Below are 24,440 nucleotides of genomic sequence, written 5' to 3' on the forward strand. Positions count from 1 at the left end.
TTCACCAAATTCTTCTTCGCAAATACTACACCATAGGTTATCATATACGTAGTTCACATATCATGCAGGGTGTGTGGTATTTACGAAGTACATAAATTAGATGTTATATGAAACCGCCAAAAAGACAAAGATTCTTGTTTTCCTACATATACCTATAGGAGGAATCATGAGATACAAAATCGATTTTAGTAAAACTTTTATTTTTAGTGTATTGATTATTTTGCTCAGTAGAGTGTGGACCATACTTGGAAGCTTTCCAGAGGCTTTTGCATATGGGAGTATCATTTATCAATTTGTTGATATTATTTTATTTGTTTTATGTAATCTTTCCATTGGTGTGGCAGCAGCTATCATTTTCTACTACGTTCAACGATATACAGAGAAGAAAAAAGACTTTAAATTATATACTGAGCTAAGAAGAATATTATTATTTTTGCTTTATAAACATTTAGAGCTTCTTTCTGAAATAGAAGAATTTGAAGTCATTAAACAAAGAGAAAAAGAAAGAATTTTGGGGTTTGATATGTATGATATCCCAAAGCTTATGAGTTCGTATAATAAAATTGACTCAGAAGAACAGAAAGAAAAATTCAAGAAAAATCTTGCTGAATATTTTAAAAATATGAGTCAACAACAAATACAGAATTTTAGTGATTCATTTCAGAAAGAAATAGACGAAATGAAATTGAAAGAAGATATCAGGTACTTTAAGGATAGTGACGAATTGATTTATGCGGTTTATTCCTTGTATACTACTGAATTTTCTATCTGTACAGACATTTACGCTAAACATAGAAGCGAATCAAACGAATTTCAAATTACTGAAGAACCATTGGTAAATGACTATATACAATTCCTAGACTCTACTATTGAGTTATATGAAGAATTACAAAAGTTTATTGAAAGCATTGAAGAAAAGAAATTCAAAGTATTTATTAAAATGCTGGATTAAAAATTTTAGATAAGTATTTAAGCTATTCGAAAAAGTGGCGGAATCATATAACATAATATTCACGCTGCGGGCACACGCCCTTGGTCTGGCAGGAGCCAGACACCTCAGCATACGCTGAGGTCGTGAATACAGGAACGTTATCGGAAATCAACGTGAAGAATTAGTATAACTAAAGGAGTGTGTATTTGTTGAATCCAATACTATTAGATTTTCCTAGTCAAATAAATACTGATAGACTCTTAATAAGAATACCAATGCCAGGAGATGGGAAAGCAGTTTACGAAGGAATAATAAATTCTATTGATGAGTTGAAGAAGTGGTTACCATTTGCTCAGAAAGAGCAATCAGAAGAAAATACTGAAGTAAATATGAGAGAAGCTCACCTGAGATTTTTGAAGCGAGAGGATCTGAGACTTCTTATTTTCCTCAAAGACACCAATCAATTTATTGGTTCTTCAGGTCTACATAATCTCAATTGGGATGTTCCTAAGTTTGAAATTGGATATTGGATAGATGCGCGTTATAGTGGAAATGGATACATGACCGAAGCAGTACAAGGAATTTGCGAGTATGCTTTTCAGGAATTAAAGGCACGGAGATTAGAAATTCGATGTGACACATTAAACAATAAGAGTAAGGCGATTCCAGAAAGATTAGGTTTTTTATTAGAAGGAACTCTAAGATCCGAGGATATCTCCGTAGATGGCAAAGAACTAACAGATACTTATATATATGCAAAGACAAATTAATGATTTTGAACGCAATTCGAAGATGACGTTGACATCCGATAACATAACATTTCAGCGGCGTCGCTAGCGCTCCTTGGTCGCCAAGTGGGATATCGAAGAAGCTTATTCTAGCGACACATCCAAGCGGCTAAGTCTGACGACCCGTTCCCTTCGGTCACTTAAGCCGCTTGAACGTCTGAAATGCGCAACGTTATCGGAACAGACTTACAATAGGATTAAAAAAAACTGAGTAAATCGGACAAATATATTGAAGGATCAAGAAGATAGATGAAAAAATATCGAATGACATTGAAGGACGAAAGCGATTTTAAAAATCGAAGGGAAATAGAAAGATCAAGTAACAAAAAACATTGAAGTTCAAAGGACAGTTTGAAGAACGAAGAGCGATGCAAGTCAAGGAACATAAAAAACCAAAAATCATGAGAGTCAAAAAACACATAAAACCGATAAATATGAAAAGTGATTGGAAGGCAGAAGAGATATATGCAGTAGATTCGAAGAAGGCAAGACCGTCCGATAACATAATATTCAAGCTGCGGCTCCGTTGGAGCCTTGGTTTGTTGGATGCATTTCGAGGAGGGATTCCGGCAGACAACCCCTTCAGGGTTCGTGAATACAGGAACGTTATAGGAAATCAGCAAACACACAAAGAGAACTTGTTTTATTTAACATATTTTTTGAGGAGAAGTGATTGAGTGAATAAAGACATTCTACTTGAATGGGACAGTAAGCATAGTGCGATGAAACGCACGAAAAAAAATTACTGGAAAACCTATAGGAAGTGGCGTGACGAGAACAAAAGCGATTATCATGATACTTTTATGGGAAAGTTATATGATGAATTTATAAGTCTTGAAGAGCGTGCCATATACCTAAAATATAGTTTTAATACAACAGAAGCAGTGGTATTTTGCTCGATTAATATCTTTTACATAGAAGAGCAAATAGGAACTTATGATATAGAGTTCTTTTTGAACGGTGAGATCGCTGATGATTACCTGGATTTTGGAGACGTATTATTTAAAGATCGGATGATTAAAGTAAAGCATAATTTGAAGACTGCAAGAAGCGCTTTAAAACTGGGATTTGAAGTATCAGACATTTTGAAAATCACAGAAATCCCACTCAAATATATAGAAATATTAAAAGAAAAATATAGTTGATATAAAGGGAATGGTATAAGAGAAATAATTAATTCGAAGAAGCAGATGACATCCTATAACATTATATTCACGCTGCGGACATTCGTCCTTGGCCCGGCATTCGCCGAACACCCGACATAAGTCGGGTCGTGAATACAGGAACGTTATCAGAAATTACAATTTTAAAAAATCGAGGTGTGAATTTGTGAAAGTAAAATTAATATTTGTGAGTACAGCAATTATATTTTTTCTATTATTAATAGGATGTTCTGAAAAACAAATTGCAATAGATCAAATAATTGGTGAATGGAAAGTAACGAGCGAACAGGTTAATCTAGAAAAATTCACTTCGACACATGGAATGATTAGAATATATGAAGGTTTAAGAATTGCAGAGCATTTTGAAGAGGATAACGTAATAACAATACTTGGAGACGGATCAATTGAATTTCCAACAATTACAGGTGGTTATGAGTTGGATTATCAAGATGGATACAATTATATATCAATAATTGGTGATAGTTCTGAATCGGTCCACCCAGTCTATGTTAATGATGATACCCTGCAAATTAATACATATATCTTAAAGAGAATTAAATAATTGAAGATAAAGAAAGTAATTCAAGGTAGTTGTCACTTCTGATAACATAATATTCACGTAGCGGCTACGCCTTGGTCACTGTGATGCTTTTGTCAGGGTAGTGAATTCATGTGACAACTTGCTGCGCAAGTTCGTGAATACCTGAACGTTAGGCGAAATTCTTTAAAGTATAATCAAATCTTATATATCAAATGTGAAGAGGGGAGCATCTATGAATCAAATATGTGCAAATTTTAAAAATGGAATGTGCCAAAAGAAAAAATGCGAAGTAAACTTATTTTTAAATGATTTTATTAATGAAGTTTATAAATGTGACCTTCGAAATATTGGTTTTGAATGTTTGGATCTTTCGGGAGAAAAAGGAGCAAAACCTGAGATATCATTCATCCTTGAAGGAAAAAAAACTGTTATTGAGGCTAAGACTTTAGTTAATGAAGAGATCAATACAGTAATATCATTTTCTAAAAAGATAGTAGAATTAATAGAAAATAGTAGAGGCAGAAATAAATCGATAAGTAAATCGATAACTAAAAAAAAATCTGATATAGGGGGAGTGCGGTTAACTTTAGATGAAACGATACTAAGCTTAGCATCTATTTTAATGAATAAAGATAATAAAGTTGAGCAAGAAGATCTGACTCATAGAATTTTAACTGCTGTATACAACAAAACTAAAAACATGAGAAAAAAAACTGAAGAGTTTGGTAGCGTAATACTAGATATTTCAAAATATAAAAAATTAAATTATAAAAAAATGAAAAAAGTAAAAAGTACTCTCTATAATAGGACTAACATTGATAATTTGGAAGGTTACTTGAATGAAAATACATTATTAAATCATTCTTATAAAACGGAAGAGTATATTCACACTAGTGAGAAAAAAATAACGATTGCTATCCAACTTATAGATTCTAGTAATGACATTGAAATTGCTCCTAGTGTTTTAAATTCTACCTTCTCAACTCCTACCGTACACCTTAAACGAATGATTGAAGAAGCAAAAGAAAAATTTCAAAACTGTAATAGCGTTGATAAGAAGATTCTTTTTTTTAATAATAATTTTTATAGAATAATGGGATTGGAAATAGACGATGGGTATAACGAGTTAATTTGTGAGATACGTGATAACGTTAAAAATAAGAATATAGATGAAGTTTGGATAGAATATACAGTAGCACGCTGTGAATCTGATAATTTCGACTTCATTACTGTTATTTCAGAAGGGGAAAAAGAGTATGAACGGATATATCCAATTCAAGAAAACGTATAGAAATATTTTAACTATAGAATCAGTAAAGGATATTCACATATTTAAGAGGGAACTAAGTGAAGTGTTTGAAGTATTGAGTATATACTATGAAATCATAGAGTGAAGCACGAACTTCGCCTAACAAAATATTCACGCTGCGGACATTCGTCCTTGGTCTGGCATTCGCCAGACATCCGACATACGTCGGGTCGTGAATAAAGGAACGTTAACTGAAATCCGATAGATGCACTATTGAAATAATTAGGAAAGTAGAGAATATATTAAATGAATAATAAACTAAAACAGGTTTTGATTGGAGTAGCGAAAAGTAGCATCTCTGCTGCATTCCCTTATTTAGGCGGCGTACTTAATGAAGCACTTTTTGAAGTTAGAGGAAGAATTGCACAAGATAGAATAAATCAATTTGTAGAGAGCTTTTTAGCGCATCTAAATGATTTAGGGGTTACATTAGACGAAGAGATTATTAGTTCCGAAGATTTTAATGATATTTATGCAGCGATAATTAAGCGTGTAGTTGATACAAAAAATGAATATAAGTTAAAAACTTTTAGAGATATCCTAACCTCAACGTTAACTACAAAGTATCAATCAGATTTTAACGAAACATTTTTAGATTTAGTTACTAGGTTGGACTTTATGGAGATGGAAATTTTAAAGATGTTTGAACACACTGGAAGATCGGGAAGTATGGACATTATTGAAGGTGATGATAGTAGTATAAGTATTCTGACGAGTGCATCTTATAAAGATAAGATTATCCAAAAGATAAAGGCTGAATCTACACACTTATCCACTATTGAATCTCATGGAAAGTATGAATTTTATATATGTGATTTGATATCCAAAGCACTTATTATAGATACAAAAACAACAGGGAACACTTATAAAGATATGGAAAGGGAAGGCCTAACACACCTTTATATCACTGATTTTGGCAGAGAATTTTTAAGATTTATAAGAAACATTTAAAAACCAAGAATCCTTGTAAAGTAGACACAGGAAGATCGGACATCAGTTAACATAATATTCACGCATCGGACATTCGTCCTCGGCCCGGCAAGATCCGGGCACACTTGGCATTCGCCAAGCGTCGTGAATACGGAAACGTTATCTGTAATTGATGAAGGAGGATTTTTAAAGTGAATAATTTTAAATATTATAGATTTACAAATAATGATGAGAAATCAGATGACTCCACAGACCTTTCTAAACAATTGTATAAAGTAACAGGGCATCACGCGAATGATTATATAAATCCAGTAATAAATCCTGGAGGAGATTTATATACAATTTTATCAGATGAATCGGAGTTTAAAGGGAATTACGGAGTTTGCTTAGTTATGATGCCTTTTTTAGCTACTGATTTTTTGAACAGAATTGAAAAACAGCTTGAGGATTTAACGTTACAATTTGGAATTGAAAAAATTCACTTTACAGATATTTATGGTTCTAAACAACTTAAAAATAGAAGGGACGAATTTATTTCTAGTTATGCTGAAGTTGTGAATCAGATACCTAAGGTCGCATTATTTATTGGAAAGAATAAGGAAGAATTATTCACTGAAGTAAATGAGAAAGTGATGAGTAATGAAGAAATATACTTCACTTTATTTTGGAACAATTTTGAGAGAATAATAACTATTCCAAACACTCAGAACAATATTTATCATATATCTGTCGAACAAGAGTATTCTTTAGACGGGAAGATAGAAAATATTGCTGATGTTACTTTTAGAAAATTATATTCTGGAATTGAACAAATGTATCCGAAGTTTCCGAGCCAATATATTTCCATATGTAAGCATCCTCATTTTCATTCAAAAACTGCCTTGCTTTATAGCTCACTAGCTGATCTTGCTGCGTATGTTCCTAATAAAATTCAACAGAAAATCGACTCTGGCATTCCTAAGCAGAAAATAATAAAAAATTTTAAAAGTGAGTTGAACCTTATAAAAGTAGTTTTTCAAAATTATTCAGGAATAGGCAGTGAAGAGCTGGTACAGATTATTAATGAATCATAAAGCAGAAAGTGTTTCAGGAAGATATCAACTACAGATAACATAATATTCACGCTGCGGGCATACGCCCTTGGTCCGGCATAAGCCGGACACCCGACATGCGTCGGGTCGTGAATACAGGAACGTTATAGGAAATCAGCGAAACATATTTTTAATTAAATCCACAGAACTTTTGTGTTAGGAAGTGATTAAAATGAACAAAGACACTTTACTCGAATGGGATAGCAAGCATAGTGCGATGAAACGTACTATGGATGGTTTTTGGTCGGTATATAGAAAATGGCGTGATGAAAACAAAGATGATTACCACAAAACATTTAAGGGGAAGTTGTATGATGAATTTATAAGACTTGAGGAACGTGCTATATACCTACAGTATAGGTTTAACGCTGGGGAAGCATTTGTGTTTTGCTCAATTAATGTATCATACATAGAAGTAAATATTGGTACTTACAACATAGAGTTCTTTTTAGACGGTGAGATAGCTGATGATTATTTAGACTTTGGAGGTTTATTACTCGAAAGTAGGATTACTAAAGTGAAACATAATTTGAGAACTGCAAGAAGTGCTCTAAGATTAGGAATTGAAGTGCCAGATATTTCGAAAATTACTGAAGTTCCAGTTGAATATTTAGAGATATTGAAGAGGAATTATCTTTAACATGAAGGGAAAGATGAAAGATTTTTTAGTATTTCGAAGAAGTCGCTGACATCCTATAACAACGTATTCACGCTGCGTTGCATACGCTCGTTGGTCCGCCCGAAGTTTCTCGAAGAAGTGTATTCAGGCGGCAACCCTGCGAGGCTAAGTGGCGGAGCCACCCGGTCACGTTGCTCCCTTAAGCCTCTCGGGTTCGTGAATACCAGAACGTTATAAGAAATTGGCGTAGACAGATATTTAAACAGTTTATGGGGGCTTTACATGAAAAACAAAAAACTCAAAATAGACATTGTAGCAGATGAACAAATCGTAGGAAGCACACAATACACTATTTCCGTAAATGTAACAAATATATCAGGCAAAGAAATTCATCAATTAGATGTTTTTCCTACACATACGATTGGTCTACAATTAACTTCACTAAATGAAATTGAAAATGTGGAATTGTGTGATTTAGAAGAAAAGAAAAATAAAATAATTAATGAAATGCAAAAACAGATTGATAGTGAATATGAGAGAAATCAACTAGACTCTTTGAATACATTTGAAAAAATTATTTTAACATTTGTACAAATAATGGATGTATATGCTGGGATGTTTGGATATCTTACAGGCAAGAAAACTATTAAAAGTACACCAACATGGGCCACAGAAGCCCTCAAAATTGATGATTGGGAAGATGTTGAACGAATTGAAAATGATATAATGGGAAAAATTGAAGAGGATAAATTTCTCAAAAAAGCATTTTTAATGAATAAAGATAAGCTAAAAAGAATCATAGATAAAATAAATTTGCAAAACGAGTTAGGAAGCTCAAACGAATTAAACAAAGGATTTACTCTAGCGGCGGGGGAAACATTAACATTCCCTTTTAGTTTTAAGGCGCCTCACCTATTAAAATCAAAAGTTGGAGAAAAACAATTTAAAACAAGTTACAAAGAGTCTGAATGTGGTACCACTATTAATAGTTCTATAACTCAAAAAATAAAGATATATCCTTCTGCATTTGCTGTACCTACAGGAAGTATGCTTGGATCACTCTGTGGATATCTTATTAAACTAAGTCTAATATCATCTAATAGTCTTACTCAAATCAATTGGAGTTCAATGTCGGGAAGTATACTATTGGGACTTTTGGTCGCGTTAGTAACAGCTAGAAAATCCAATACTACCAAGGCAATTACCGTTGAGGATTTTTTAGGTGGTTTTATTATAGGATCGTTAACCGGTTTGTTCAGTGAAAATTTCCTTGATAAATTAAAAATCTTAATTCAGTAATTCTAAGAAGACGCCCACATCTTATAACATAATATTCATGCTGCGGACATACGTCCTTGGTCCGGCATACGCCGGACACCCAGCATGCGCTGGGTCGTGAATACAGTGAACGTTATACGACAGACTCAAATGAAAAGAGAGCTGTTCAGCTTTCAATTAGTTGATATATTTAATTCATCATGTAATTGAAGAGCATTCTTAAAACCCTGTAAATAGATTTTACGTTCTAATATTGTATGAACAGAAAGGTCTGCGTCATCGTAAAGAAATAGAGTTTTATGCATATCCTGCGCTGCGGGCCGTTCGGCCCTGGGTCTGCCGTAGATAATGGGGGGAAGCGGATGCATGCAGATAACCCCTACAAGGTTCATGAATACAGGAATGTTAGGTGAAATACTATAATAATTTGGAGGGAAAATTTAAATGCTGAAACTAAAAGAAGAATCTCTCAATTGGTCCTTGAAGCATATTAATAAATACGGGGATTCTTATGTTTTTCCAAAGCTTTTTGAATTTGAAGCAATTAATGAGAATTGGGATGATGTGAAAAATCATCTATTAACAACTGATGTATACTCTAATGGAGTTAGACCATATAGAACTACTATTACACCAAAGAGTAATGTCGGGTTTAGAATATGTACTCAATTAGATCCCTTAGATTCAATAGTATATAACGCATTGATTTATGAGATATACGAAGAAATAGAAAACAAAAGAATATCAGCTGTATATGATGTTGTGTATTCATTCAGGCTAAATCCTGAAAGTGATGGTACCCTGTTTGATCATAAATACAACTGGAAAGCATTCGAAGATAAAACAAGAGATTTGTTAGAATCTGAAGAGTATTCGTATGTTGTGATGACAGACATTACGGACTTTTACCCAAGTATATATTTACATAATATTGAAACCCATCTGCGCGAATGTGTTAGGTTAAGTGGAAAAAATGCACATGCTGAGACTTTGATTAATATAATTAAAGCTATGCACATCAGTCAGACTCATAAAGGACTTCCAATTGGTCCTCAGTTTAGTCGCCCAATAGCAGAGCTTATACTAAATGAGATCGATCTGATACTTATTGAAAATGATATTATGTTTATTAGATATGTCGATGATTATCGGCTTTTTTGTAAATCTGAAAATGATGCCTATAAATCTTTAGCATTCTTAGCACAAAAGTTATATGATATTTTAAATTTATAATTAAATGAACAAAAAACTAAAATTTTGACTACTGAAAGCTTTATTTCTAAGTATCTTTATTTATATAAGGATAGAGAAAAAGATAGGGTAATTGAAGAGTTCTATGAGTTATTAGATAAGTTGGGTTTTAGCAGAGATTTCTATGGGGAAATTGATCTTTCCTTATTGGGAGAAGAAGAAATAAAAAAACTCCATGAGTTAAACATATTTGAATTATTAGAAGAAGAACTTGATAAAGACGACTTTGATATAGGCTTTGCTAAATTTCTAATCGGAAATTTAGCGCGTTTTGATAATACTGAAGTAGCAGAATTGATATTGACAGAAGAAAATATGAGAAAGTTGTTTCCTATTATTAAAACTATTATTAATCATCTTGAACTAGTTAGATCTTATAGTGAAGAACAAAAACATGAAATAGGAAATAAAGTGTTAAGCCTACTTCAAAGTAGCTTTATGAGTGAGTTAGAATTCAATAGATCGTGGTTATTGCATCTATTTTCTAATAATGATGAATGGAACAATAAACATTTTTTTTCAGAATTAATAAAGAAATATCATGATAACTTCACAGTGAGAGAGCTGATCCTGGATTTAGGAAGATCAAAAAATCATAGATATTTTAGAGAAAACAAATTTAGTATTATTTCTGACCCTTGGGTCAGGAGAGCCTTTATAGTAGCAATAAGTTGCCTACCAAAGGATGAACGAAATCCCTACTATAAATCAAGAGGTTTAACTCAAAGAGATCTATTAGAGCAAGCAATAGAGAAATGGGCGCAGAAAAATTCCTTCTAGAATGTCTAGAAAGCATAGTACTTCACCTAACAAAATATTCAAACTGCGGCTTCTCACGGAGCCTTGGTCTGCCGGATGGATTCCAAGGAAGTAGATTCAGCAGACACATTCGACTACGTAGGACGTCATGAATAAGGGAACGTAAAATGAAAGGACGGAGAATGATAATGAGTATTCAAGAAGATGCAAAAATCAAAAAAATATACCTAGACACATGCATCTTTTCTAGGTTAATTGATGCACGTATTAATGAACATCAGCTATCTGCATTAGATGAGTTAAGTGAAAATCCAGATCTGAATTTCGTAACTTCGAAGAAATCATTTGAAGAGTTTATCCGAACTAAGAATGATTCCACTCGAGTCGCGTTAAAAATGATATATAAATTTATTGAAAAAATACCTAATCAGAACTTGATACATCGTGAGATGGGATTTAATAGAATGGCATTTAATAGACCGACTTTTATTGAGGATAAATTATTTTCACAATTAAAAGAGATTTTTGATCTTGATGATTCTGAGCATATTTTTTATGCAATGAAGGAAAAGTGCGATTATTTTTTAACCTTAGACAAAGCAACAATTTTAAGTAGAGTACCTATGAACCAAGATGTTCTTATGAGACTTTGTCCAACTATTGAATTTGTAAACCCAATTAATTTGACACAAAAACTCAATTAATTTCTAGGCAACTCTAAGTTCCTTCATCTAACATTTATTCCCACTGTGGGCTTCCGGTAGATGTAATGTGCAAGGAAGATGATTCAGCCGGACACATCCGACTACGCCGGATGTCGGGAACACAGGAACGTTATGCGAAAGAGTAGAACAGAGGGAGGGAAGTGAAAATGAATATTAATGAACTGCAAAGTGTACCAATAAATGATGCTGTTTCTAATGAACTGATAAATACTGCTTTAGATTTAACTGTTGATTATAGCGAAATAGCATTGGATTCAATTTTGAGTAATGATCTTATTAGCGAAATACCAATAGTTAAGAGTATTGTTGCTTTGGGTAGATTAGGGATTTCTATTAAGCAACTTCACTTCACTAAAAAAGTTCTTTGTTTCTTAAAGGAGTTTCATTCAGGAAGTTCGTCCAATTATATTGCGAAATTTAAAAATAAACTCAATACAGATCTGAAATTTAAAGATAAAGTAACAGAACAAATTATAGTAAGTATTGATAGACTAAGAACGGAACAGCGTGCTATTTTGCTTGCTAAACTACTCATGGGTTACGTACATGAAGAATATAATTGGGAAACATTTTGTTACTTTTCGGAATGCTTAGATTCAATGCAACTTATTGACATAGCTGTCCTTGATAATTTGCTTGTTGAAGGGGCAGTTGAAATTGAAAATATTTCAGTTCCTACGATTGATAAATATATGTTATTAGCTTCAATTGAAAGATTAAAATCATATGGATTTGTTGGTGTGAATGATTTATCTTTTATTGGTTCAAAGGGGGAATTTAATAAGGTTGCTTACGTCAGTAGCTTAGGAAAAATCATTTACAATGCAATAAATGTTTAGAAAATTCTAAGGAGCAAAACCCTTTGTATAACAACGTATTATCGGGACTTACGCACCTTGATGGTCAGATGTATAATCATGGTAGATATTCGGACGACACACGAGCCGACCTAAGATAGGAGCTATCTAAGGCCGGCTCGCGTCATGAATACAGGAACGTTATACGACAGAATCAAAAACAATAGAAAAGAGGATCATATGATCCTTTAAATGTTAGAGTTTTGCAATTCACTAAAGAGTTGTAGAGCGTCTTTGAAACCTTGTAAGTAGATACTTCTTTCTAAGATGGATTGATCGGGCAAAGCATCACGAAGTGTTTTAAAGTATTGATCTGTCTCCGTAGAAAGCTGATTGTATTCCGTATCACATTCCAGAAGCTCCGCAGCAAACTAGAAATCCTACATCGACAATTTAGCAACCTTCATTGAACGGAAAACACGCCTGTACACCGTGATTCAAATCTATCGATGGAGATTGCCTTTGGTGTAGGTGCTGCTCAGTATCTTGCTGTAGCTTTTCAAACTGCTACAACAGACCGTGACAAGGAATTTGTCTGCTACGCGAACTTGGAGGAAACGCACGACGTACAGATCTATTTTGCCGACCCTTTCTCTTCCTGGCAACGAGGTTCAAATTAGGATGCAAACGGTTTACTTTGTGAGTTTTTTCCCAAGGGAACAGACTTTACTCAAATATTAGATGCAGCATTGGATCGTTCGCTTCATTTAATCAACCATCGCCTTCGGAAATGTCTGGGCTGGAAAACCGCCCACGAATCTTTCACAGAGGAACAACTGGTGGCGTATGCAGGATCTGTAAGTATCAAAAACCCGACATAAATTGCGGGTTTTTGATACTTTATTGTTGGGAGATGAAAGGCGCTACCCAGTAAATTCCTGAACCCATGTGTTGTTATAAAAAGCAATACCGATATGAGTATAACTATTATTCAGTATATTTGCTTTGTGGCCAGGGCTATTCATCCACTCCTTCATAACCTGAGTAGGGGTGGTTTGCCCTTTTGCGATGTTTTCTCCAGCGGTATTATATGTGATCCCGAATTCATTCATCATATCGAAGGGGGATCCATGTGTTGGCGAATTATGATCAAAGTAACTGTTGTTGTACATGTCCTGTGCCTTGACCATAGCCACATTTGACAATTCTTCATTCCTACTCAAGGAACTTAATCCTGTTTTGGCCCTTTCTTGATTGACTAGATCCAGAACCTGCTGCTCAAAATCGGTTTTATCCGTAGTATTTTTTTTACCTTCCTGTACTTGTCCTGTTGGCTCCTTATTTTCAGGATTTCCTGCAGGTGCCTGGTTTACTGGATTTCCATCCGGTGTTCGAACCAGATCCAACAAATCCAATGGAATTCCATTTTGGGCTTCTTTTGTTGTAATAGATCTCTCTTGCCAAGATGTAGCTGTTGATGATGCCTGTGTGAGGACAGAGTTTGGTGCAGCAGCATGATCATGAATTGAAATTTGTTTTTGCTCAGGAGTCACTTGTTTTTGCATCATATTGTTATGGGACGAACAGCCTGCCACCAATAATAATATTATTAAAACGAAAAACTTTGCCATTTGCCGACCTCCTAGATCCGTTAGTTAATGAAGTTCCTGGATTTATGTTTTCCTGTATGCCATTTACTTATTCCTAATATGGTTCTCTCCTTATCCAGTACTTTTTTATGATCGATACCATTTAGATAGCCTTGTCCTTTTTTGTGTCTCGAGGAAAGCGTGTTGCCAATGGTTATGGATAAAGAAGGCCATATCGGGTCATATATGCATCACCGGATGAATGTTATCTATTTCAATGGGATTCCTGATGATTGGAGTATTTCGATGGATAATTGGGAGAATCTATTCAAACTAATAGACAATTTTATAGAATATAAACCATATGCTGCATCATATAAAACAAACTGAAAGCAAACATTTGATAATTCGATGAAGTCAGCAACTGCGTTTAACACACTATTCAAGCTGTAGGGCTATCGCCCCTTGATTGAAATGTGTATAATTATGGAAGAAATCTCAGTCGACAAACGCCCCAGCCTAAGATAAGAGCTATCTAAGGCCGGGGCGTTTCGTGAATACAAGAAAGTTATGAGAAATCACCGTAAATAAATTACAAGATAGGAACTGTATAATGCTACTCATTATATACAGTTATGGCTAAGTGCTTGAAATATTCGTTTTAACTAATCTTATGAGGTGGTTATTATGCAAATAAGAAAAGCAACGATTAATGATGCAGAAGGCATTGCAAAAGTTCATGTGGATAGTTGGAGAACAACTTACAAAGGTATTATTCCAGATGAATTCTTATATAATCTATCATATAAAAAAAGAACTGAATTATGGATTGAAAATATTGAAAGAGAAGATAATTTTGTAGTTATAGCAGAAAACCCAGAAGGAGAAATTATTGGATTTGCAGATTCTTGGAAGAGAGAAACAAATATAATAGCCAATTCTAGTGATTTAACATCTATATACATACTTAAGGAATATCACGGAAGAGGTTTAGGGAAAGAATTACTTAAACAACTATTTCTACAATTTAAATTCTTAGGCTATCAAAAGATATTTGTTGAAGTTCTAGAAGATAATAATACACGATATTTCTATGAACATTATGGAGCTAAATTATGTAAATCAATTCAAATAATAATCGGAGGAAAAGTTCTAAATGAATTAATTTATGAATGGGATAACATTGATGAGGTTTTAGCGAAATAATAAGTTTATTAAACTTTAATTGAAATAAAACCACATTTAATAATATTCTTGTATTTCATTGGAGTCGATGACATCTCATAACATTATATTCACGCTGCGGGCCTGGTAAGGCCCTGGGTCGACCGGAACAAGATAAGCAGATTCATAACGAGGCGAAATTCAGTAGAAAGGAAGCGGACTCAGGCGACAACCACTGAGAGGCAAGTCCTGACGGACCCAGTCGCTACGCTCCTTTAAGCCTCTCGGATTCGTGAATACAGCAACGTTATCTGAAATCAGGACAAATATGTAATATCAAAATCTAGGAGTGTGATTCGACTTGGAGAACTCAAATTTAAAAGATCTTATTGAAAAATACCTGAGCGCATATAACACGTTTAACATTGATGGAATGATAGGAGTTTTGAATGAAAATATTCATTTTCGAAACATTTCTAAAGGTGAAGTGAATTCGGAAACAAAGGGGATTCAGGAATTTCGCACATTAGCAGAGCAGTCAATTAAGGTATTTTCTCAAAGGCGTCAAGTAATAAAGAACATTATTTTCGCAGGAGATAAAGCAGAGGTTGACATTGATTATGAGGGAATATTGTCCAGTGATCTCCCTAATGGAATGAAGGCAGGAGAAACATTAAAACTTCAAGGGAAATCAATATTTCAAATGAAAGATAAGAAGTTAATACTGATTGAAGATCATAGTTGAAACATTATTGAAAGTTATTCATAGATTACCCTGAAATCAGATAACAATATATTCACGCATCGAGCATACGCCCTCGGTCCTGCAGAAGTATTTCAGGTAAGCAGAGGCTGCCGGACACACTTGGCATTCGCCAAGCGTCATGAATACACAACGTTAGTCGAAAGAAGTTTTTAGTTTAGGAGGAGTCTATATGATATTAGAAAAAGTTATAAATAGAATTGTAATACAAAGTGAATATAAGGATTTTGTTGATAAGTATATAAATAATATACTTACTGAATTTAAAGGTAAGATTCATAGCATTTATATGTGTGGCTCGGTTCCAAAAGGAACGGCTACACCTTTTAAGTCAGATGCAGACTTTACTATTGTATGTGCAAATCCTGAAGATATTGATTACGAAAGAATATCAAATATTAAAGATAGGCTTTTGGAAGAATATCCAGTCCTAACTAAGATCGATACGATTATTTGCTCGATTGACGATGTATTAAGTAAACCACATGAGTGGGGTTTTTGGGTTAAGATCATTTGTGTTTGCATACATGGGGATGACATTGGTGAAAAAGTACCCCTGATCATGATTTCTCCAGAGTTCATCATAGACTTAAATACAGAGACCAAGGAGGAAGTGGATCGTGTACATCGTTCACTTTCTAATGCTAGTGATCACACAATGAAAACTAGATATATTAAAGGTTACTCTAAGAGATTAATTCGTGCATTATACTCTTTGGTTTTAGAACATACAGGGGTATGGCAAGATGACATTATTAAGATGAAGAATGCCATATTAAATTATTGTGAGATTGACTCCGCTTTAGTTGATTATCTGTATGCTTGTTACTTGGATAGTGATGTACTTGTTGAAGAGTTTCTGGGAATTGCAGATGAAGTATATAGCTATTTTGAGAACGCCATAAATGCAATGGCTGCTTCCAAAACTTCCGTCGACTAACAAAATATTGACGATCCGGGTCACTCTGAGAAGCGAATGACCAGATTCAGCCCCTAAGCCCGTCGGGACCCACTGCATTAGGTGTTCGGCAAGCCTCACACTATAAGCAGCGACTCTAAGGGGCCAGGACGTCGTCAATACAAAACGGTTATCTGACATAAACCTATTACATTTTAGGAGAAAATAATGAATATCACTTTCTCGAAATGGGTGCAATATTATCGAAGAAATAATCAAAATCTCAAATATATTCATTGGGATGACAACTATAAATTAACAACTAATGAAAGAGAAATAATCATTAAGTCAATTCAACAGTTTCAATTAGGAGAAAACTCTGAAGGTAAATATCTAATTAAACGTGCGCAAGAATATGTATATCAGACACAAGATCAGGATTACTATGAAGCACTTATAGAATTCATTAAAGAAGAACAGAGGCACGCTAGAGATCTAGGCAGATTTATGAAGGTACAGGGAATCCCACTCCTTAGTAGACATTGGGTGGACAATGTATTTAGAAGATTACGTCGATATGCGAGTCTAGAGCAATCAGTCATTGTTCTATTAACTGCTGAGATCATTGCTAAGTTGTACTATAAAGCCTTGCAAAAATCTACAAAGTCAGAAGTATTAATAGATTTATGTAATCAGATTTTAAGTGATGAGGAGAAACATGTTCAGTTTCAATCCGAAACACTTCATAAATTTGCTCAAAATAGAAACGTTCTCTTTAACCGAATAGTTTATATCCTTCGTAGAATCCTTTTTGAAGGAACGCTAATTATAGTGTGGTATCAACATAAGCCTGTATTTAAAGCTGGGGGATATAAATTCAAAAGTTATTACTATGAATGCCGTCATGAGTTTAACTTAACGGAGAAGATTATAGCTAATTCACAGTAGAGGTTTACGTCAGATAACATTATATCCAAGATTTCAAAAAGAGAGGTAAATGTAAAAATGAAAAGAGAACTTTTGGATACGGCCATACAACTTCGCGAAGAAGGCCGAGCTAAGCAGGATCAAGCGATACTTGCTGAAGCGCGTACAATGCTTTTAGATTTGCTTTTCACTTACCCGGACGATGCGGAGATCAACTTTCAGACGGCTGTTGCTCATGACAATTCGGGACTAGGAAAAGATGCCATTCCATTTTATGTTCGAGCTATTGAACAAGGACTATCTGGACCGGATCTTGAAAGAGCCTTGCTTGGTCTAGGAAGCACATATCGATATTTAGGATTTTATCAGGAAGCAGAGGAAACATTACGTCGAGGTGTAAAAGAGTTCCCTGATCATAGAGGCCTTCAAGTGTTTCTGGCGATCTCTCTTTATAATACGGGAAAATACAAAGAGTCGACGGAACTTCTTTTATCTAATTTGCTAGAAACAACTTCAGATGAAAAACTTCAGTATTTTAGCAGACCGATCCAATACTATGCACAACATCTTGATGAAACCTGGGGATGATTTTGCTAATTCGGTAGATTCATAAGTTTACAGATCTAAGTTACACGAAGGCAAGTAATAAATTTATAAATTCAATTGAAGGTAAAGATCATAAGAAAATACAGTTAGTCATGGCAAAGATTACTGGGAATTATAAACGCGGCAATGAGAAAGATAACAAATCTGAGCAGTAAAATGCAGCTGATGCATGAAGGTCTGACATCACTTAATGCCAAGCGCATTGCGGGCGCCCTATTGGGGGATTAAGATTCTAGGATTCGTGATATATCTAATTTAATGGATATTTAAAATTTGATGATAGACAGGAGCTGGAAACGATGATAAAAGGCTTCGGAGGGATTTTTTGGAGAACTAAGAATCTTGAAGTGATAAAAAAATGGTACAGTGATGTGCTGAAGATTGAAATAGAAGATTGGAATGGGACTGTGATCAAACCCGAAGCAGGTAATGAGACTATCTTTTCTTTCTTTCCGGAGAATGACAGTTATTTTCCAACAGAACAACAAGTGATGTTAAATTTCCAAGTGCATAATCTAAACGAGACTATTCAACATCTTGAACATATCGGGGTTCCTCTTGTTAAGAAAAAAGAGATTAGTGAGTATGGAAAGTTTGTCTGGATTGAAGATCCTGAAGGTCGACTGATCGAGCTTTGGGAAAAATAACGCGTTGTAATTCAGTTTTGTTATCGACTCAATGTTCGAGAAAATGAGTGAGAAGCTTGCACAGGTCACAGGAGTGATCGTGCAGGCTTTTTTTTATTTAAATGAGGGTCATCTACAAAAAAAAGTTGAAAGCGTTTTATAAGTGTGATACTCTTTTATCAAGATAATAATTTATTATTTGTACAATAAAAATACATTGTTGAATGAAGAGAAGGGAGTTCAAAGTGATGGGGAGTGAGAATCGGCAGTATCTTGAGAGATTTTTTCCGATCGCTTCATTTATTGCGGCAATTATAGGACCTAAATGTGAAGTCGTCGTACATGATATCAGTGATCCGGAGCACTCTATTGTTTTTATTGAGAACGGATATATTAGTGGCCGTGAAGTAGGCGATGCATCCACTGACCTTGTTTTGAAAATCCTCAAATCGGAAGCTTATCATGAGGAACAGTATATAGCCAACTACAAAGCATCAGGCAAATTCGGTCAAAGTTTCCGATCGTCTACCTACTATATAAAGAATGATCAGAATAAGCTGGTTGGTCTGCTCTGCCTGAATATAGACGTTACTCATATGGAAGTAGCGGCTGAATGGGTTCAACATATTTTACAAGGCGGACCTAACCCGTATGTAATGCCTGCTGCTGAAAAGTCGAAGGAAGAAAAGCAAACAACGGAGTACCTGCAGGGAAATGCAGATGATCTGCTGCAACATATGATAACTTCGGTTATTGGCAAATTAAAAATTCCGCCGGAACGTTTGTCATCGCAGGAGAAGATTGAAGTTGTCCGCGAATTAAACGAGCTTGGAGTTTTCTTACTGAAAGGCGGCGTTTCACAGGTAGCAGTTTCTTTATCAATATCTGAACCTACGGTATATCGCTATTTACAAAAGCTGAAATAAACAGAAATCTAGATGGAAAACAAGAAGGTGAGACACATGAGCTATAACTTTGATCAAGTGATTAGCAGAATAGGCACTAATAGCGCGAAGTGGGACGGGGTAGTGGACAGCTTGGGGGATGATATGATCGTCCTCTCTGTTGCGGATATGGATATTCAAGCGCCTCCTCAAGTCGTAAATAAGGTGAGCGAGATGGCACGGCATGGAATCTACGGATATACCGATGCGTTCCCTCCGTATTATAAGGTCGTACAACATTGGCTTGATAAAGCTTACAGATGGGATGTACCGCAAGAATGGATTGTGTTCTGCCCGCGTATTGTACAGGCCGTATCGATTATAATCGAGAGATTCACAGAACCTGGTGACCGAATTTTGATGCATACTCCTGCATATCAACCTATCGCTAATGCTGTTGAAATTAATCATAGAAAATTAGTGGAAAGCCGGCTGCTGCTTAGAGATGGACGATATGAAATCGACTTTGATGATATGGAACGCCAAATGAGTGCAGGGGTCAAGATTGTTCTGTTAATCTCCCCACATAATCCGACCGGGCGTGTATGGACAAAGGCGGAATTGGAACGTATAGCCGAGCTTTGCATTCGTTATGATGCACTGCTCGTATCGGATGATATTCATGCCGATTTTATTCACGAAGGACATGAGCATACGATTATCGCGAAATTATCAGAGCAGATTGCGGAGCGTTCCATTATTTGCACTTCGCCAGGTAAAACCTTTAACTTAGCAAGTCTTGAAATCGCTAATATTGTGATCCCGAATATGCAGTTAAGAGAGCGTTTCCAACTTGGGTTACGACAGGCTGGTATTCATAATCCTACTTTTTTTGCCATCCCTGCTTTGGATGTGGCTTATACAGAGTGTGATGATTGGCTTAACGAGCTTCGATCTTATATTACGGACAATATTTCATTTACGGAAGATTTTTTTACTGAGCATATGCCTGAACTGAAAATCGTGAGAGCAGAAGGAACCTACCTTCTGTGGGTAGATTGTACGGCCCTTAGCAGGAATGAAAGCGATTTAATGGAATGGATTCAACAAAAGAGCCGGGTTAGCGTCAGTTTTGGTTCGTCCTTTGGCGTGGATGGCGAAGGATTTATTCGCCTGAATCTCGGTGCTCCCAGGGCACTATTGCAAGAGGCTTTTGAGCGAATGGTCAGCAATTACCCTTTAAAGTAACAGATAACTTCTTACATCATCGATAGGGGGAACCTTACAATGGCTATGCCAAATAAGGAAAAGACGGTTAAGCAACCTACTCTGTTTTTAGCTTTATTGCCGATTGTTACTATGATTCTGCTGTTATGTATAGGATATGTTCTATTCGAATTGCCACCTGAGCCGCTAATCATTATATCCACAGTGGTTGCCGGAATCATCGCCATCAAGCTGGGTTACAACTATGATGACATTATGGGTTCCATCGCGCAAAAAATCGCAAAGACCATGCCGGCTATTTTGATCCTGATTACTGTCGGATTTATGATTGGCGCTTGGATGATCGGTGGTACGATACCCATGATGATCTATTATGGACTTAATATTATTAATCCGCAATTTTTGCTGATTACGGCATTCATTGTCACTTCCATTGTCTCCTTATGTACAGGAACCTCTTGGGGATCGGCAGGTACGATCGGGGTAGCATTTATGGGGGTAGGAGCTGGCCTTGATGCGAATCTGGCTGCTGTTGCAGGTGCAGTCGTAGCAGGGGCCTATTTTGGAGACAAACTGTCCCCTTTATCAGATACAACAAACTTGGCAGCGCTGTCAACAGGAGTTAACTTGTATGAACATATAGGTCATTTGTTGTATACGACGGTGCCATCATTTATCGTGGCTGGAGCGGTCTTCTTGATTACGGGATTCAATACCGATGCCAGCAATATCGCCATTCCTGATAAGGTTATTACCATTATGGACACGCTCAGTACGGTGTTTCATTGGAATTTATTATTACTGCTTCCGGTATTGATCGTATTGTATGGATCCATTCGCAAAAAGCCTACCATACCGGTGATGCTGATTTCCTCTTTTGTAGCGATGGCATGTGGCATGATCTTTCAAGGATTCACACTGCATGATGTGACTTCTTCCGTCATTAATGGATTCGATGTAGCTATGATTAACGTCCAAGGCTTCGATGCGGCTACAGTGATTTCAGATATTCCCACCTTGCTGAACCGCGGTGGGATGAATTCCATGATGGGAACATTGTTGATTTGCTTCTGTGCTATTACGTTCGCCGGTACCATTTCGTTGACCAAATCGCTGGAATTGATTGTAGGTAAGATCCTTAAATTTGTACATTCGACAGGATCGCTGATTTTGGCAACAATTGCTACCGGTCTGACTATGATCGGGGTAACGAGTAATGGGCAGGTATCGATCCTGATGCCTGGTGAAATGCTGCGTGAGGCTTACATTCGACGTGGCCTGCATCCGAAGAACCTGGGTCGAACCATTGAGGATTCCGCTACCATTATTGAACCGATCTTGCCGTGGACCGCAGCAGGGGCTTATATGGCTGGTACGCTTGGCGTCGCAACTCTGTCATATTTGCCTTGGGCAGTCCTCTGCTGGACAGGTATTATCTTTGCGATCATATGGGGTTTTACAGGCTTTGGAATCACCAAGCTGACTACAGAGCAGCAGCAGGAAATGCTCAAGGAATATGATGATGCAAAAGCAGCTAAATCATTATAAGAGGGGGATCACCCCCCTCGCTTGTGAAAACAGAAAAAAACAAAGCGTATTAATGCGTGGATAAAGGGAGAGAATTTCTATGACAAAACAAGAGAGAAAAACAATCGCAACTTCAAACGCTCCAGGTGCTATCGGCCCTTATTCACAGGCTGTGCAATTTGGGAATATGATTATTACTTCCGGACAGCTTGGAATGAATGCTGCAGGAGAGTTTCCGGATTCTGTATCGGAGCAGGCGAAGCAATCGCTAACTAATGTGAAGGCAATTTTGGAAGCGGCAGATTATGCCATGGAGCATGTAGTGAAAACGACAGTATTTCTAAAAGACATGAACGATTTCCAAACTGTTAATGAAGTATATGCCACTTTCTTTGCGGAGCCTTATCCGGCACGTAGCGCCGTTGAGGTTGCGAAGCTGCCGAAGGACGGACTTGTGGAGATTGAAGTTATCGCTGTAAAATAACTAGTATTCGATAAGCCTCCGGGAAACCGGGGGCTTTTTTATCGGACAGATTGTCAAACAATTTAAAAGCTTATGAAAAGTGGCAAAAATCGCGTGTTGATAGTATAACAGAACTCGTACCGCGGCTTGTTTAATTGACGCCAAAATATTACAATATTATGATATGATCATTGCTAAACATAAATTTTGGCTCCAAATGAAGAGAGCAAGGGGAGGTGCTGTAATGCCAAAATTAAAAGATATCGCAGAACGTGTAGGCGTATCCATATCAACGGTTTCGCGTGCGATCAGCAATGATACCAATCGACCGGTCAATGAAGGGACAAAGCGAAAAATTAGGGAAGCTGCTCTTGAGTTGGGATACATTTTGGATGAATCCTCCAAATCAATTGGAAAAGAGATTACCTCAGCCAAACGGATAGCCTGTATCGTGCCACAGATTTTGATGGATGATCATCCGTACTTTTCACAGGTACTGACAGGTTTTCACGTCAAAATGACGGAACTGGGGCTACCTCCAGCAATTGTCCGCACTTGCGAAGAACTTAGTGACACCGAACGGATAAAGATGATGCTTCAGGAAACGGGTACTCAAGGTATAGTCGCAATCAGCTGGTACGATGAAAAATTGTTTGAGCTGCTTGAGCAAGAGAATATCACTGTACTGGGTGTAAGTCTCAATGACGAAAGGCTTACTGTACCGGTCGTTGACTGTGACCGAATATTTTCTGCCCGTACAGCAGTCCGTCATTTGATCGAGCAAGGCCATACCCGGATTGGGTTTATCGGTGGCCCCGCATATTCGGAACAAATAGAGAGCGAAGAAAGGTATGTCGGTTATAAATTTGCCATGCTGGAAGCAAACCTGAATCTGAATGAACATTGGATTATCAACACCAACTGGAATGTGAATCTCAGCTACAGCAGACTGACGGATCTCCTGACCGAGACGCCCAAGTCTGATTGGCCGACGGCAATCTTTTGTGCAAGTGATATGCTCGCTATTCCTGCGATGCGGGCAGTTGTTGAACAAAATGGCCGTATTCCTCAAGATATCGCGTTCGTGGGCATGGATAATATTTCTATGGCGCAGTATACAACACCACCTCTGACGTCCGTGCAAGTTCCAAAATATGAAATCGGCAAAGTGGCAGCACAACTAATTAACGATTATTTGGATGGACGTTATTCATCTCTCCATAAAGTTTTGTTGCCCAGCACCCTTATTGTGAGAGAATCATCTGTTTATGATCGTACAAATCGTACAAATGACTAGTTAGATGTGTGATATTATATTACATATGAATCCAGATAACTTTCATATAAAACCTACGAGGAATGCATCCGCGTGGGTTTTTCTTGTTTTTTAGCCAAAAATAATCCAAATGAAGCCAAAAAAATGTTTGACAACCTTCTATGGGCTATATTATGATGTATGAAATTAAGCGTTTGGCGTAATTATCCATGTTTTTGGATTCAGCCAGCAGCTAAGATTATATCTTAAACCAAATTATTGATTTCGCTTTCATCCCCTTTAAATCAATGTTTATATAAAATAAACAA

At 36.3% G+C, this 24,440-nt stretch carries 25 protein-coding genes and 1 pseudogene; 25 read left to right on the forward strand and 1 reads right to left on the reverse strand.

Going from position 1 to position 24,440, the window contains the following annotated elements; genetic code table 11:
* Positions 1–166 precede the first annotated feature (166 nt).
* The 14 genes and pseudogenes from AC3ITG_RS07745 to AC3ITG_RS07810 all read left to right on the forward strand — a co-directional run.
* Positions 167–952: a hypothetical protein gene (locus AC3ITG_RS07745; protein ID WP_489253350.1), complete on the forward strand. Its 786-nt coding sequence runs from the start codon at positions 167–169 to the stop codon at positions 950–952.
* Between the two features lie 188 nt (positions 953–1,140).
* Positions 1,141–1,701, forward strand: coding sequence for a GNAT family N-acetyltransferase (locus AC3ITG_RS07750; protein ID WP_489253351.1), 561 nt, complete (start codon positions 1,141–1,143; stop codon positions 1,699–1,701).
* Between the two features lie 695 nt (positions 1,702–2,396).
* Entirely contained in the window at positions 2,397–2,864 is a 468-nt protein-coding gene (locus AC3ITG_RS07755) for a hypothetical protein (RefSeq protein ID WP_489253352.1), read from the forward strand.
* A gap of 184 nt (positions 2,865–3,048) precedes the next feature.
* Complete coding sequence (locus AC3ITG_RS07760) at positions 3,049–3,444, forward strand: hypothetical protein (RefSeq protein ID WP_489253353.1); 396 nt, start codon at positions 3,049–3,051, stop codon at positions 3,442–3,444.
* A 211-nt stretch (positions 3,445–3,655) separates the two neighbouring features.
* Entirely contained in the window at positions 3,656–4,714 is a 1,059-nt protein-coding gene (locus AC3ITG_RS07765) for a hypothetical protein (protein WP_489253354.1), read from the forward strand.
* Positions 4,715–4,978: 264 nt separating this feature from the next.
* Positions 4,979–5,683 (forward strand): hypothetical protein, encoded by a 705-nt coding sequence (locus AC3ITG_RS07770; protein ID WP_489253355.1) that lies wholly within the window; start codon positions 4,979–4,981, stop codon positions 5,681–5,683.
* 170 nt (positions 5,684–5,853) lie between these two features.
* A complete protein-coding gene (locus AC3ITG_RS07775) occupies positions 5,854–6,735 on the forward strand; it encodes a hypothetical protein (RefSeq protein ID WP_489253356.1) in 882 nt (293 codons plus the stop codon).
* 190 nt (positions 6,736–6,925) lie between these two features.
* Positions 6,926–7,393: a hypothetical protein gene (locus AC3ITG_RS07780; RefSeq protein WP_489253357.1), complete on the forward strand. Its 468-nt coding sequence runs from the start codon at positions 6,926–6,928 to the stop codon at positions 7,391–7,393.
* Between the two features lie 261 nt (positions 7,394–7,654).
* Positions 7,655–8,671, forward strand: a complete 1,017-nt coding sequence (locus tag AC3ITG_RS07785) for a hypothetical protein (protein ID WP_489253358.1) — start codon at positions 7,655–7,657, stop codon at positions 8,669–8,671.
* A 423-nt stretch (positions 8,672–9,094) separates the two neighbouring features.
* Positions 9,095–9,883, forward strand: a complete 789-nt coding sequence (locus AC3ITG_RS07790; protein ID WP_489253359.1) for an RNA-directed DNA polymerase — start codon at positions 9,095–9,097, stop codon at positions 9,881–9,883.
* Positions 9,884–9,907: 24 nt separating this feature from the next.
* Positions 9,908–10,681 carry a hypothetical protein gene (locus AC3ITG_RS07795; protein ID WP_489253360.1) on the forward strand — a complete coding sequence of 258 codons (774 nt, stop codon included), beginning with the start codon at positions 9,908–9,910 and terminating at the stop codon, positions 10,679–10,681.
* A gap of 167 nt (positions 10,682–10,848) precedes the next feature.
* Positions 10,849–11,364 (forward strand): hypothetical protein, encoded by a 516-nt coding sequence (locus tag AC3ITG_RS07800; protein WP_489253361.1) that lies wholly within the window; start codon positions 10,849–10,851, stop codon positions 11,362–11,364.
* 167 nt (positions 11,365–11,531) lie between these two features.
* Positions 11,532–12,224 (forward strand): hypothetical protein, encoded by a 693-nt coding sequence (locus AC3ITG_RS07805; protein ID WP_489253362.1) that lies wholly within the window; start codon positions 11,532–11,534, stop codon positions 12,222–12,224.
* Positions 12,225–12,635: 411 nt separating this feature from the next.
* Positions 12,636–13,063 (forward strand): annotated as a pseudogene (locus tag AC3ITG_RS07810) (IS30 family transposase); the annotation flags it as partial.
* A 42-nt stretch (positions 13,064–13,105) separates the two neighbouring features.
* On the opposite strand, the gene AC3ITG_RS07815 reads toward AC3ITG_RS07810, so the two are convergent.
* Positions 13,106–13,813, reverse strand: a complete 708-nt coding sequence (locus AC3ITG_RS07815) for a CAP domain-containing protein (protein ID WP_489253363.1) — start codon at positions 13,811–13,813, stop codon at positions 13,106–13,108.
* Positions 13,814–14,458: 645 nt separating this feature from the next.
* Between AC3ITG_RS07815 and AC3ITG_RS07820 the strand changes: the two genes are divergently transcribed.
* The 11 genes from AC3ITG_RS07820 to AC3ITG_RS07870 all read left to right on the forward strand — a co-directional run bounded on the left by AC3ITG_RS07820 (position 14,459) and on the right by AC3ITG_RS07870 (position 24,153).
* Positions 14,459–14,977, forward strand: a complete 519-nt coding sequence (locus AC3ITG_RS07820) for a GNAT family N-acetyltransferase (protein ID WP_489253364.1) — start codon at positions 14,459–14,461, stop codon at positions 14,975–14,977.
* A gap of 319 nt (positions 14,978–15,296) precedes the next feature.
* Positions 15,297–15,680, forward strand: a complete 384-nt coding sequence (locus tag AC3ITG_RS07825; protein WP_163756688.1) for a nuclear transport factor 2 family protein — start codon at positions 15,297–15,299, stop codon at positions 15,678–15,680.
* A 190-nt stretch (positions 15,681–15,870) separates the two neighbouring features.
* On the forward strand, positions 15,871–16,638 hold the full coding sequence (locus AC3ITG_RS07830) for a nucleotidyltransferase domain-containing protein (protein WP_489253365.1): 768 nt from the start codon (positions 15,871–15,873) through the stop codon (positions 16,636–16,638).
* Between the two features lie 186 nt (positions 16,639–16,824).
* The gene (locus AC3ITG_RS07835; protein WP_489253366.1) at positions 16,825–17,544 is read left to right on the forward strand and encodes a ferritin-like domain-containing protein; all 720 of its coding nucleotides are present in this window, start codon (positions 16,825–16,827) and stop codon (positions 17,542–17,544) included.
* 57 nt (positions 17,545–17,601) lie between these two features.
* Positions 17,602–18,111: a tetratricopeptide repeat protein gene (locus tag AC3ITG_RS07840; RefSeq protein WP_489253367.1), complete on the forward strand. Its 510-nt coding sequence runs from the start codon at positions 17,602–17,604 to the stop codon at positions 18,109–18,111.
* Between the two features lie 317 nt (positions 18,112–18,428).
* On the forward strand, positions 18,429–18,776 hold the full coding sequence (locus tag AC3ITG_RS07845) for a VOC family protein (RefSeq protein ID WP_489253368.1): 348 nt from the start codon (positions 18,429–18,431) through the stop codon (positions 18,774–18,776).
* Between the two features lie 227 nt (positions 18,777–19,003).
* A complete protein-coding gene (locus AC3ITG_RS07850; RefSeq protein WP_489253369.1) occupies positions 19,004–19,681 on the forward strand; it encodes a helix-turn-helix transcriptional regulator in 678 nt (225 codons plus the stop codon).
* 36 nt (positions 19,682–19,717) lie between these two features.
* The gene (locus AC3ITG_RS07855) at positions 19,718–20,887 is read left to right on the forward strand and encodes a MalY/PatB family protein (protein WP_489253370.1); all 1,170 of its coding nucleotides are present in this window, start codon (positions 19,718–19,720) and stop codon (positions 20,885–20,887) included.
* 39 nt (positions 20,888–20,926) lie between these two features.
* The gene (nhaC, locus tag AC3ITG_RS07860) at positions 20,927–22,414 is read left to right on the forward strand and encodes a Na+/H+ antiporter NhaC (RefSeq protein WP_489253371.1); all 1,488 of its coding nucleotides are present in this window, start codon (positions 20,927–20,929) and stop codon (positions 22,412–22,414) included.
* Between the two features lie 79 nt (positions 22,415–22,493).
* The gene (locus AC3ITG_RS07865; RefSeq protein WP_376032221.1) at positions 22,494–22,877 is read left to right on the forward strand and encodes a RidA family protein; all 384 of its coding nucleotides are present in this window, start codon (positions 22,494–22,496) and stop codon (positions 22,875–22,877) included.
* Positions 22,878–23,100: 223 nt separating this feature from the next.
* Positions 23,101–24,153 carry a LacI family DNA-binding transcriptional regulator gene (locus tag AC3ITG_RS07870; protein WP_489253372.1) on the forward strand — a complete coding sequence of 351 codons (1,053 nt, stop codon included), beginning with the start codon at positions 23,101–23,103 and terminating at the stop codon, positions 24,151–24,153.
* Positions 24,154–24,440 lie beyond the last annotated feature (287 nt).

This window comes from Paenibacillus sp. GL_099_B, assembly GCF_057835695.1.